The sequence below is a fragment of the Caldimonas caldifontis genome (genome assembly GCF_002930615.1).
Taxonomy (GTDB): domain Bacteria; phylum Pseudomonadota; class Gammaproteobacteria; order Burkholderiales; family Burkholderiaceae_C; genus Caldimonas; species Caldimonas caldifontis.
Window position 1 is genome coordinate 126312 of record NZ_PSNX01000006.1, and the last position, 11189, is coordinate 137500.

Here is an 11189-nt window from a genome sequence, read left to right on the forward strand (position 1 = left end):
CTGGGCTGTTAAGATTCGCCGACGCCCCCGATCTGAGGGGTGCTTCGGCCTTGTGCCCTGCCCAGCCATGAACATCCTGCTCCTCGAAGACCTGCCCGAGATCCGCCAGTGGCTCAAGGCGCTGGTCACGCAGGTGTTTCCCACCGCGCAGCTCGTGGAGAGCGCCCGGGTGCATGATGCGCTCCAGCAGATCACCGCCACGCGCTTCGACCTGGCCCTGATCGACCTCGGCCTGCCCGATGGCTCGGGGGTGGAGGTGGTCACGGCCCTGCGCGAAACCCAGCCCGACGCCCAGTCCGTCGTCGTCACCATCCATGACGACGACGACCACCTCTTCCCCGCCTTGCAGGCCGGCGCCTTCGGCTACCTGCTCAAGGAACAGGCGCGTGACCTGCTGGCCGAGCAACTGCAGCGCATCACCCAGGGTGAGCCACCGCTGTCGCCGTCCATTGCCCGCCGTGTGATCGCCTATTTCGCCTCGCAGGCGCGCCAGCAACAGGAAGAGGCCCCGCTGCTGCCCGACGTGTCGCTCACCGAGCGCGAGAACGAGGTGCTGTTGCGCGTCGCCAAGGGCTTCACCCTGCCCGAGATCGGCCAGCAGCTCAACCTGTCGCGTCACACCATCGCCGACTACGTCAAGCAGATCTACCGCAAGCTCAATGTGTCCTCGCGTGCCGAGGCTGCTCTTGAGGCGCAGCGACTGGGCCTGTTCAAGCGTTCGCCGCGATGAGAAAGGCCGGCGGCGCAAGCTGCGCCGCCCCGCGATAATGCCAGGATGATCGGTCGTCTGACGGGCGTGATCGCGGAGAAGGCCCCTCCGCAGGTGCTGATCGATGTGAACGGCGTCGGCTACGAGGTCGATGTCCCGATGAGCACCTTCTACAACCTGCCCAACCTGGGCGAGCGCACCACGCTGCTCACCCACTTCGTCGTCCGCGAGGACGCCCAGGTGCTCTATGGTTTCGGCTCGGCCGCCGAACGGCAGGCCTTCCGCCAGCTCATCAAGGTGTCGGGCGTGGGCCCGCGCATGGCCCTGTCGCTGCTGTCGGGCCTGAGTGTGGCCGAACTCGCCCAGGCCATCAGCGTCCAGGAGGCGGGTCGCCTCACCCGCATTCCTGGCATCGGCAAGAAGACCGCCGAGCGTCTGCTGCTCGAACTCAAGGGCAAGCTCGGTGCCGAGCTGGGCGCCGCGCCGGTGTCGGTGAAGAGCGAGGCCCAGGCCGACGTGCTGCAGGCGCTGGTGGCCCTGGGCTACAGCGACAAGGAAGCCGCCGCCGCCCTCAAGGCCCTGCCCGAGGACGTGGGCGTGAGCGAAGGCATCAAGCTGGCGCTGAAGTCGTTGGCCAAGTAACTCCATTAGGAGCTGGTTGCATGGTCATTACTCGCCTCAAACTGAAAAACTGGCGGAACTTCCGGGATGTGGATGTTCAGTTGGGGCCGCGCGGCTACGTAATTGGCGCCAACGCATCGGGGAAGTCAAATCTCCTCGATGTCTTCCGGTTCCTGCGCACGATCGCCCAAAGCGAAGGTGGAGGGCTGCAGAAGGCTCTCAAGGAGCGTGGCGGTTTGAGCAAACTGCGCAGCCTTCACGCGCGCAGGGACCCCGAGGTGAGGATTGAAGTAGACGTCTCGGAAGCCATTGGTGCGGAGGTTCCTGATTGGCGCTATGTACTCGCGTTCAAGTCAGAAGGAAAAGGTCAACAGCGGGTGCTGGTTCAGGAGGAGGCAGTCTACCGTCAAGGCCAGGAGCTCTTCACCCGACCTTCAAAGGATGATCTTCAAGATGAGGCTCGTTTAACGCAGACGTATCTGGAGCAGATTGCTAGCAATGGGACATTCCGCCCCCTCGCTGAGCATTTTGCCGCGACGACGTATCTGCACCTGGTGCCTCAACTACTAAAGCACGGCGATGAGATCAGCGGCCGCATGGTCGAGAGCGACCCGTTCGGACAAGGGCTATTGCAGCGCATCGCAAAAACTCCGGCCAAAACGAGGGACGCTCGTCTAAAGCGCATTCAGCAAGCCCTTGAAATCGCGGTTCCCCAGTTCTCAGAACTGCATTTTGAGCAAGATGCGGTGTCGGGGATGCCGCATTTGAGGGCCAACTTCAAACATTGGCGAGTTCACGGTTCTTGGCAGCGAGAAGACCAGTTTTCGGACGGTACTTTGCGTCTGATTGGGTTTCTCTGGGCACTTCAAGAGGGGGATGGACTGCTGTTGTTGGAAGAGCCTGAGCTGTCGCTCAACGATGCCATCATTGAGCACATTCCGTTGATGATCGATCGCGTGCTGCGCCAGCGCAAGAAGGGTGGATTCCTTAGGCAGGTTCTTAGCACGACCCATAGTGACAAACTCATCGCGGCGGTGCCAGATGCTGGGTCTGTCTTGTTGCTGGAGCCTGGGGATAACGGCACCACCGTGCGTCAAGCTGATGCGCAAGAGCGGGAAGAGATGGCGCACGGCCTGAATCCGGCAGAAGTGCTGTTGCCGAAGACCCGTCCGCGTAACATTGAACAGATGGGGTTGCTTGCGTGACCCGGATCAGACTTGTTGGGGAGGATGCATTGTGTTGCGCATTGGGCGTGCGACTCGTAGCTGAGGCACTGCCAGGGTGGTCTCTGGCCGGTGATCCTATCAATGCGCTCGGAATCACCAAGCTTGTACCAAACCTGCACCGTTACAGGCAACAGGCCCAACATGTCCAGCCAGTCCTATGTATCGCCGATACGGACCATCGTTGCCCAGTTGAACTACTGCGCGAGTGGTCGCTTAGCACTGTTCCTGAGAGTTTCGTTTTTCGGCTGGCCGTTTCCGAAGCTGAAAGTTGGGTATTGGCCGATCGTCATGCGACGGCCGAGTTCTTCGGTGTAGCGCTCAAGCATGTGCCCGAAGCGCCAGAACGTGTGCCCGACGCCAAGCGCACTGTGCTTCGGCTCGCATCCTTGTCCCGGAATCGCTCCATTCGTCAGGAAATGGTGTCGCCAACAGACCTTCACAAACCTGGAAGCGGGTACAACCTGCATCTGTGTCGGTTGGTTGCCGGTCCGTGGCAGGCCGCTCGCGCGGCAGCCAACAGTGAGAGCTTGGGGCGCGCCTTGAGACGGCTTCAGGCGCTGAGGACCGTCGGTGCCATTGGCCGCTGATAGGAAGTCCCCCATGAGCATCCAGACCGACGACTTCGCCCCGCCGCCACGCCCCCGCGTGGTGTCGGCCGCGCCAGCCTCGCCGAACGAGGAAGCCCTGGAGCGGGCCCTGCGCCCCAAGGGACTGGCCGAGTACGTGGGCCAGGCCAAGGCACGCGAGCAACTGGAAATCTTCATCGGCGCGGCCAGGAAGCGTGGCGAGGCGCTCGACCACGTCCTGCTCTTCGGCCCGCCGGGCCTGGGCAAGACGACGCTGTCGCACATCATCGCCCACGAACTGGGCGTGAATCTGCGCCAGACCTCCGGCCCCGTGCTGGAAAAGCCCAAGGACCTCGCGGCGCTGCTCACCAACCTCGAGCGCAACGATGTGCTCTTCATTGACGAGATCCACCGCCTGAGCCCCGTGGTCGAGGAAATCCTCTACCCCGCGCTCGAGGACTACCAGATCGACATCATGATCGGCGAGGGCCCGGCGGCGCGCTCGATCAAGCTCGACCTGCAGCCTTTCACCCTGGTGGGCGCCACCACGCGCGCGGGCATGCTCACCAACCCGCTGCGCGACCGTTTCGGCATCGTGGCGCGGCTGGAGTTCTACACCGCCGAGGAGCTGATGCGCATCGTCACCCGTTCGGCCGGGCTGCTGAACGCGCCGATCGACCCGGAAGGGGCCCTGGAAATCGCCCGCCGCTCGCGCGGCACACCACGCATCGCCAACCGCCTGCTGCGCCGCGTGCGTGACTATGCCGAGGTGAAAGGCAGTGGTCACATCGGCAAGCCCATCGCCGACAAGGCCCTGGCCATGCTCGACGTCGACCCCATGGGTTTCGACGTGATGGACCGCAAGCTGCTGGAAGCCGTGATCCACCGCTTCGATGGCGGCCCGGTGGGCCTGGACAATCTGGCCGCGGCCATCGGCGAGGAGCGCGACACCATCGAGGATGTGATCGAGCCCTACCTCATCCAGCAGGGCTACCTGCAGCGCACGCCGCGCGGGCGCATCGCCACGGCCACGGCCTATCGTCACCTGGGCCTGGTCGCGCCCAGGACCGGTGAAGGCGGCCTCTTCGACGGCGCATAGCGGCTCAGTCGGCCTGCCAGGCCTGGCGCAGCCAGTCGATGTTCCCGATGCGGCGGTACCAGCGGTGGCCACCGCCTTCGAGCACCTCCGACATCTTCGGCGATCCCGCGAACACCACGATCTTCGCGCCGGGCGGCACGGCCGGGTCGCGCCAGTAGCTCGCGAAGTGGCGCGGCACGCAGTCGTTCTTGAAGCTCACGCACCAGCCCCGGGGCCAGTACTGCAGCAGGCCCCGCTGCGCGAGCTGCGCGCTGAGGAACTGCTGCGAGATCTCGTAGGCGCGCGCGGCCGCCGCCGGGTCGGCCACGTAAGCGTCGAGGATGTCGGTGTGCGCGCCGATCTCGAAGCGAAAGACGGACGAGTTGCCCACGCTGGCGAGGAAGCGGTCGCGCGCCGGCAGGATCTTGCGCAGAGGTTTGGCCCGGAAGAGCTCGTCATCGCGGATGATCAGGAAGCGGCCGGGGGCCGCGAAGAAGGGGTCGAGCGAGTCGACGATCACCAGATCCAGGTCCAGGAACAGGGTAGGACCCGACAGATCGGCCAGTTCGCGGCGGAACACGGCCAGTTTCTGCCAGCGCGTGTCGCCATGGCCGGCTGGCAGGCCCAGTGCCGGCACCGGAAAGACCTCGATGTCCGGATGCAACCCCGAGGCATCGTCAGTGAAGCAGACGAAGCGATGGGGCCGCGACAGATGCCGCCGCACGCCGGCGTGCAGGTGGTTGACGTACTCGGGGCCGTACAACCGACCCCATTTCATGCAGATGACGTTGACGGGGGCAGCAGAAGAAAGCGTGGTCATCGCAGGCAAGGCGTGGGGCTGAGGCGGCACATGTTAGTGCACGCCGCCAGACCTCAGGCCGGCGCCTGCGCTGCCACGACGGTGTGGCGCCCCAGGCTGCTCAGCACCGACACCCCCCACAGCCCCAGCACGATGAGCGCCACGCCGCCGAGCTGCACGGCCAGGCTCAGCGTGTGCGCCTGCCAGAGGAAGACCGAGGTGGCCCCCAGCAGGGCCAGGAAAAGACCACCGGCCGCCCACTGAGCCCACCCCGCCATCGGTGGGTCGTAGCGCTGCACCTTGGACAGTTCGAAGGGCGCCTTGGGGAAGCGCTCGGCCACGTCGGCCGGCCGCCAGCCCGGTGGCTTGAACCACACGCGCAGCTTGTCGGACCAGCGCCGGGCGTGCCAGCTGTCGAAGGCCAGGTCGCGATAGACCTGCAGGTTGGCCCAGACGGGGTTCCAGCTGCGCAGGGGGCTGCGCGTGCCGTACACGCAGGGCTCGCGATCGTCTTCCTCCTCGAAGGTGCCGAACAGCCGGTCCCACAGGATCAGGATGCCGCCGTAGTTCTTGTCGAGGTACTTGTCGTTCACGGCATGGTGCACGCGGTGGTTGCTGGGCGAGCAGAACACCCGGTCGAACCAGCCCAGCCTGCCGATCTGCTGGGTGTGCACCCAGTACTGGTAGAGCAGGTCGATCAGCGCCACCACGCCGAACACCAGCGGAGGGAAGCCCAGCACCGCCATCGGCAGGTAGAAGATCCAACCGCCGATCCAGCCCGAGCTCGTCTGGCGCAGCGCGGTCGAGAGGTTGTAGTCCTCGCTCTGGTGGTGCACCACGTGGGCGGCCCAGAAGAAGGCGCTCTCGTGCCCCAGGCGGTGGTGCCAGTAGTAGCACAGGTCGTAGAAGATCAGGCCCACCACCCAGACCCACAACGCGTCGGCCGGCAGATGCCACAGAGCGAGATACTGATAGGCCACCGTGTAGATCCCCACGGTCAGCGCCTTGGTCAGCACGCCCACCACCTGGCTCATGATGCCCAGGCCGATGCTGCTCAGCGCATCATTGAGCCGGTAGGTGTTGCGCCCGCGCCAGCGGCCGACAAAAAACTCGATGGCCATCAGCAGCAGGAAAACCGGGGTGGCCAGGACGATGATCTGCGCGCCTTCCATGGGAGGGATCGGTGATGCAAAGCACCGATTTTGGGCATCAGCCGCCCGGTGCAGGACTCGGGGAGACCCGCATCGCCCGGCTGGGCGGCGGGAGGGGGGCTCATCGCGTGGCGCCGTCGGCGAACTCGTCCAGGGCCAGATCCTGCAGATGCTGCGTGTCGGCCCAGCCGACCAGCGTGAAACCCTCGGGCGTGTGCAGCAGCCGGTTGATGCTGGCGTTGGCCAGCTCCCAGGTGCGCGGCGCCTTCAGGTCGACGCGGGTGGCGGCCCGGTACAGGCAGTCGAGCACCCCCCCGTGGGCGACGAGCGCGATGGTCTGGCCGGCATGGGCGGTCGCCAGCGTCTGAGCCTGTTCAATCACCCGCGCATAGAAGGAGGTCAGGCTTTCGCCGCCGGCCGGACAGAAGTCCGGGTCGCGCTGGCGCCAGCGCTGGGCCTGGTCGGGCCACTGCGCTTCGATCTCACGAAAGGTTCGCCCCTCGAAGTGCCCGAAGGCCCGCTCGCGCAGGCCCGGCACCGCACGGACTGGCAGCCCGATCGCGCCGGCCAGCGCCGTGGCCGTCTGGTGGGCCCGACTGAGATCGCTGCTGTAGACCGCGTGCAGGGGCTCGTCCGCCAGGGCCGCGGCCAGGCGCTGGGCCTGCCGCCGGCCTGTGTCGTTCAGCGGGATGTCCAGGTGACCCTGGATGCGGGTGTCGACGTTCCAGGCAGTCTCGCCGTGACGGATCGCCAGGATGCGGGTGGGCTGAGGGAAGCTCATGCGCCTGGATTGTCGCCCGTTCAGTCTTGGCGCAGCCGGCGATTCAAGGTGTAGGTGCCGACGAAGGAGGCCGACCCCAGCACATGGCCCGTCATGGCGGCGCGGACCTGCGCGCCCGTGAAGGCCCCTTCGACCGGGCAGCGTGCCAGGTCCAGTGCAAAGAGCGTGAACACGTAGTGATGCAGCAGGGCGTCATTGAACGGCGGGAAGGGGCCGTCGTAGCCGAAATACTGCCCCGCCATGTCCGCATGGCCGGCAAACCAGCCGGTGTAGTCGTTCAGGCCATGGCGCGCGCCATGCAGCGTCTGCGGACCGGCTTTGCCACGTGCCGTGAAACCCTTGGAGAGCTCGCCCTCGGCAATCTCGCTCAGGCTCGGGGGCAGGTCTACCATCACCCAGTGGAAGAAGTCCACCCGTGGCAGGTCGGCCGGCACCTCGCGGTCGGGCTGGTTCACATCATCACCCCGGCTGGGCACGTCCGGGTCGTGGCAGATCAAGGCCAGCGACAGGGTGCCCGCTGGCAGCCCACTCCAGGCCAGGTGCGGATTGAGGTTGTCCGAAAAGGTCACACCACCACCGGCGTCGGGTCGGCCGGCCGCGTAGCGCGCGGGAATGGGCTGGCCATCGGTCCAGCTCTGGCTCCAAAGCTTCATGCAGGTCTCCTGTGGATGAGCAACCCAGGCTTACACGCCCCAGACGATTTCCTTACCGGCTTCATGGCTGCGCCGCAACATGTCGATCAGCGGCCAAAGCCGCTGGCGCAGGGCCACGCTCTCATCGGGAGGCAGCGTGCGGCCCTCTGCGCGGGCTTCCTCCTCGGCCTGGCGACGTGCGGCCTCTTCCTGCGCGATGGCGCGCTCCAGCCCGGCGATGGCCGCCGGCATGTCTTCGGGCAGCACGATACCTTTCGGGGAAGGCTCACGGCCCATGGCCTGCAGAGCCTGATCGCCGTGTGGGCCGGTCATGATGACGTCCCCTGTGATGCGGGACTTGAATTTGTAGAGCATGGCAGGTGAACTCAGCGGTACATGTATTCGCGATTGAAGGGAAACGCCGATTGGGCCCCACGCAGGGCACCCGTGCTCACGTCGCCGCTTGGACGAGAGGCCAGCAACTGGAACAGCGAGATCCAGCCGCGTTCGAAGCTCATCGCGCAACCCGCAAGATAGAGCCGGTAAGCGCGTACGGTTCGCTCGTTGGTCACCGCGCGAGCCTGGTCCAGGTGGGCCTCAAGCCCGTCCGACCAGGCCCACAGTGTACGCGCGTAGTGTGGGCGCAGGTTCTCGGCATCGAGCAGTTCCAACCCACCTTCGGCCAGCGCCTTCGACACCTCGCTGACATGCTCCAGTTCCCCACCGGGGAAGATGTATTTTTCGATGAAGTCTCCCATGCCACCGCCCAGCTGGGCGTTGTACACGCCGCCGGCCGTGATGCCATGGTTCATCACCAGTCCGCCCGGCACCAGCAGCCGACGGATCTTCTCGAAGTAGGCCACCAGTTGAGCACGCCCCACATGCTCGAACATGCCCACCGAGGCGATTCGGTCGAACGGCTGGTCCTCGGGCATGTCGCGGTAGTCGCGCAGGTGCATCTCCACCTTGCCGCGCAGCCCCAGTTCATCGATGAGCCGGCTCACGTGCGCGTGCTGATTCTTCGACAGTGTGATGCCCTGTGCCCGAACGTCATAGTGCTGGGCCGCCCACAGCAGCAGACCGCCCCATCCGGCACCGATGTCCAGGAAGCGCTGGCCTGAGCCCAGTCGCAGCTTTCGGCAGATGTGTTCCAGCTTGGCCTCCTGGGCCTGGGCCAGTGTCATGTCCTGCGTGCGGAAATAGGCGCAGGAATAGACCCGTCGGGGGTCCAGCCACAGAGCGTAGAAGTCATCCGAGACGTCGTAGTGAAACTCGATCTGCCGAGCGTCACGCTCCTTGACATGCCGGCGATGAGACTGAAGCCGTCCCCACCATTGCTGCCACCAGGTCGGTCGCCCGCGCTCGACCGGGTCGCCGACGAGCCGTGCCGCCACGGCCATCAGGTCACGCATGTTGCCGTCGATGTCTAGCTGACCCATCACGTAGGCGTCGGCCAGCGCCCCGATCTGTCCTCGTGCCAGCGCGCCCAGCCAGCGGGGTTCGTGCAGCGTGAGACGCACATCCGCGTCGGGTGTCCCAGCGCGCCCCCCAGGCCACTCCAGGGCCACCCGGCGAGGCAGTCCATCCAGCTTCTGTTCGATCAAGCCAGAAAGTCCTGACATGGCGAGTCCTCCATCCACAGGTCGTGTGCCACCCGAACAGCGTAGCGCCAAAACCCGAGTCTCGCCCATACAGCCGGCCCAATGCAACCCATGGCGCAGTGCGCTGTGCGGACACGCCGCACTGTGGCTGTGCGTGGCCGGTGAGCCGACACGCTGCTAGCATCCGCACATGACCCTGCAAGTGTTCGGACTGCCCGTTGCCCGAGGTGTGGCCATCGGCAAAGCCGTGCTCGTGGCTTCCAGCCGCGTGGATGTGGCCCACTATTTCATTGGCCCCGACCAGGTGGAGCCCGAGATCGAGCGTTTGCGCCGTGCTCGCGACGTGGTGGCCGACGAACTGGCGGGCCTCAAACGCGACATGCCCTCAGATGCTCCCGCCGAGCTGGGGGCACTGCTCGATGTGCATCTGATGCTGCTGCATGATGAAGCGTTGACGGGGGCCACCAAACAATGGATCGTCGAGCGGCACTACAACGCAGAGTGGGCCCTGTCGGCCCAGCTCGAAGTGCTGGCGCGCCAGTTCGACGAAATGGAGGACGAGTACCTGCGCGAGCGCAAAGCCGACATCGAGCAGGTTGTCGAACGCCTGCTTCAGGCGCTGGGCCGCAACGGTTCGGTGCTGGCTGCCGCGCCAGCGCCCCATCCTGCAGACTGGGGCGGAGAGGACCCCTTGGTCCTCATCGCCAATGACATCGCGCCAGCCGACATGCTGCAGTTCAAGCGCAGCGTCTTCCAGGGCTTTGTCACCGATGTAGGCGGGAAGACATCCCACACAGCCATCGTCGCGCGCAGCATGGGCATTCCTGCGGTGGTGGGGGCTCGCGAGGCAAGCCACCTGATTCGCCAGGACGACTGGGTGATCATCGATGGTGACGCCGGCGTGGTCATCGTGGACCCGTCTCCCATCGTCCTGGAGGAGTACCGTTTCCGGCAGCGCCAGAGCGAGCTCGAGCGCGAACGTCTCGCGCGTTTGCGTCACACCCCCGCCGTCACCTTGGATGGTGAGCGGGTGGAGTTGCTGGCGAACATCGAACTGCCTCAGGACGCGCCAGGGGCCCTTGCCGCCGGCGCGGTCGGCGTGGGCCTGTTCCGTACCGAATTCCTGTTCATGAACCGCAACGGCGAACTGCCCGGCGAGGATGAGCAGTTCGAGGCCTATCGAGCCGCCGTGCAGGCCATGCAGGGGTTGCCCGTGACGATCCGCACCATCGATATCGGCGCCGACAAGCCCTTCGAGCGCATGTCGCACAACGAACTGCGGCACGAGCACACGCTCAATCCCGCGATGGGTCTGCGGGCGATTCGCTGGAGCCTGTCCGAGCCCAGCATGTTCCGCATGCAGTTGCGCGCCATCCTGCGCGCGAGCGCCTACGGCAAGGTCAGGCTGCTCGTGCCCATGCTCACGCATCTGGGGGAAGTGCGGCAGACCTTCGAGGCCCTGGCCCGTGCCAAGCAGCAGCTCAGCGACGCCGGTGTTCCCTACACCGATGTCGAAGTTGGCGCGATGATCGAAGTGCCGGGTGCAGCCCTGTTGGCCGACAGCTTCCTGAAACACTTCGATTTCGTGTCGCTGGGCACCAACGATCTGATCCAGTACACGCTGGCCATTGACCGCGCCGATGAAGCCGTGGCCCACCTCTACGACCCATGGCACCCGGCGGTGCTCAGGCTCATCGCGAACACCATCTCGGCCGCTCACGCGGCGGGCAAGGGTGTGAGCGTGTGCGGCGAAATGGCAGGAGACCCCGCCTTCACCGCGCTTCTGCTGAGCATGGGGTTGCGCAGCTTCTCGATGCACCCGTCGCAGATTGCCACCATCAAGCAGCGCATCCTGCGCGCAGACACCCGCCGTCTCTCCCACCATGCCCAGGCGATTCTCTCCAGTGATGCTCCCGAAGAAGCGTGCTGCCGGCTCCTGCGTGGTGATACGGGTCGAGAGACCTCGTTGCACTGACCTCTGGTGCGCCGCGCCGAAGAAGATTTGATCTTCTCCTTCCATTCGTG

10 protein-coding genes and 1 pseudogene are annotated in these 11189 nt (G+C 65.5%); 5 read left to right on the top strand and 6 right to left on the bottom strand.

The window, feature by feature from the left end:
- Positions 1-67 precede the first annotated feature (67 nt).
- From C1704_RS08420 to ruvB, 4 genes are all read left to right on the top strand, one after another.
- A complete protein-coding gene (locus C1704_RS08420; protein ID WP_104302277.1) occupies positions 68-730 on the top strand; it encodes a response regulator in 663 nt (220 codons plus the stop codon).
- A gap of 45 nt (positions 731-775) precedes the next feature.
- Positions 776-1351 (top strand): Holliday junction branch migration protein RuvA, encoded by a 576-nt coding sequence (gene ruvA, locus C1704_RS08425; RefSeq protein WP_104302278.1) that lies wholly within the window; start codon positions 776-778, stop codon positions 1349-1351.
- A gap of 20 nt (positions 1352-1371) precedes the next feature.
- The gene (locus C1704_RS08430) at positions 1372-2535 is read left to right on the top strand and encodes an AAA family ATPase (RefSeq protein ID WP_104302279.1); all 1164 of its coding nucleotides are present in this window, start codon (positions 1372-1374) and stop codon (positions 2533-2535) included.
- 621 nt (positions 2536-3156) lie between these two features.
- Positions 3157-4221 (top strand): Holliday junction branch migration DNA helicase RuvB, encoded by a 1065-nt coding sequence (gene ruvB / locus C1704_RS08435; protein WP_104302280.1) that lies wholly within the window; start codon positions 3157-3159, stop codon positions 4219-4221.
- Positions 4222-4225: 4 nt separating this feature from the next.
- On the opposite strand, the gene C1704_RS08440 is transcribed toward ruvB, so the two are convergent.
- The 6 genes and pseudogenes from C1704_RS08440 to C1704_RS08465 form a co-directional block, all read right to left on the bottom strand.
- On the bottom strand, positions 4226-5020 hold the full coding sequence (locus C1704_RS08440; RefSeq protein ID WP_104302281.1) for a hypothetical protein: 795 nt from the start codon (positions 5018-5020) through the stop codon (positions 4226-4228).
- A gap of 110 nt (positions 5021-5130) precedes the next feature.
- Positions 5131-6171, bottom strand: a pseudogene (locus tag C1704_RS08445) (sterol desaturase family protein); the annotation flags it as partial.
- Positions 6172-6271: 100 nt separating this feature from the next.
- Positions 6272-6931 carry a histidine phosphatase family protein gene (locus C1704_RS08450; protein WP_104302283.1) on the bottom strand — a complete coding sequence of 220 codons (660 nt, stop codon included), beginning with the start codon at positions 6929-6931 and terminating at the stop codon, positions 6272-6274.
- A gap of 20 nt (positions 6932-6951) precedes the next feature.
- Positions 6952-7584, bottom strand: a complete 633-nt coding sequence (locus C1704_RS08455; RefSeq protein WP_104302284.1) for a YbhB/YbcL family Raf kinase inhibitor-like protein — start codon at positions 7582-7584, stop codon at positions 6952-6954.
- 30 nt (positions 7585-7614) lie between these two features.
- Entirely contained in the window at positions 7615-7938 is a 324-nt protein-coding gene (locus C1704_RS08460) for a DUF1840 domain-containing protein (RefSeq protein ID WP_104302285.1), read from the bottom strand.
- 11 nt (positions 7939-7949) lie between these two features.
- The gene (locus tag C1704_RS08465; protein ID WP_104302286.1) at positions 7950-9185 is read right to left on the bottom strand and encodes a class I SAM-dependent methyltransferase; all 1236 of its coding nucleotides are present in this window, start codon (positions 9183-9185) and stop codon (positions 7950-7952) included.
- Between the two features lie 169 nt (positions 9186-9354).
- Between C1704_RS08465 and ptsP the strand changes: the two genes are divergently transcribed.
- A complete protein-coding gene (gene ptsP / locus C1704_RS08470) occupies positions 9355-11139 on the top strand; it encodes a phosphoenolpyruvate--protein phosphotransferase (protein WP_104302287.1) in 1785 nt (594 codons plus the stop codon).
- Positions 11140-11189: the final 50 nt, after the last annotated feature.

What these genes read in the sequence shown, in the direction of transcription:
- ruvB (WP_104302280.1), top strand. Translation starts at nt 3,157, where the DNA reads ATGAGCATCCAGACCGACGACTTCGCCCCGCCGCCACGCCCCCGCGTG.
- C1704_RS08465 (WP_104302286.1), bottom strand. Translation starts at nt 9,185, where the DNA reads ATGTCAGGACTTTCTGGCTTGATCGAACAGAAGCTGGATGGACTGCCT.
- ruvA (WP_104302278.1), top strand. Translation starts at nt 776, where the DNA reads ATGATCGGTCGTCTGACGGGCGTGATCGCGGAGAAGGCCCCTCCGCAG.
- C1704_RS08440 (WP_104302281.1), bottom strand. Translation starts at nt 5,020, where the DNA reads ATGACCACGCTTTCTTCTGCTGCCCCCGTCAACGTCATCTGCATGAAA.
- C1704_RS08450 (WP_104302283.1), bottom strand. Translation starts at nt 6,931, where the DNA reads ATGAGCTTCCCTCAGCCCACCCGCATCCTGGCGATCCGTCACGGCGAG.
- C1704_RS08430 (WP_104302279.1), top strand. Translation starts at nt 1,372, where the DNA reads ATGGTCATTACTCGCCTCAAACTGAAAAACTGGCGGAACTTCCGGGAT.
- C1704_RS08420 (WP_104302277.1), top strand. Translation starts at nt 68, where the DNA reads ATGAACATCCTGCTCCTCGAAGACCTGCCCGAGATCCGCCAGTGGCTC.
- ptsP (WP_104302287.1), top strand. Translation starts at nt 9,355, where the DNA reads ATGACCCTGCAAGTGTTCGGACTGCCCGTTGCCCGAGGTGTGGCCATC.
- C1704_RS08455 (WP_104302284.1), bottom strand. Translation starts at nt 7,584, where the DNA reads ATGAAGCTTTGGAGCCAGAGCTGGACCGATGGCCAGCCCATTCCCGCG.
- C1704_RS08460 (WP_104302285.1), bottom strand. Translation starts at nt 7,938, where the DNA reads ATGCTCTACAAATTCAAGTCCCGCATCACAGGGGACGTCATCATGACC.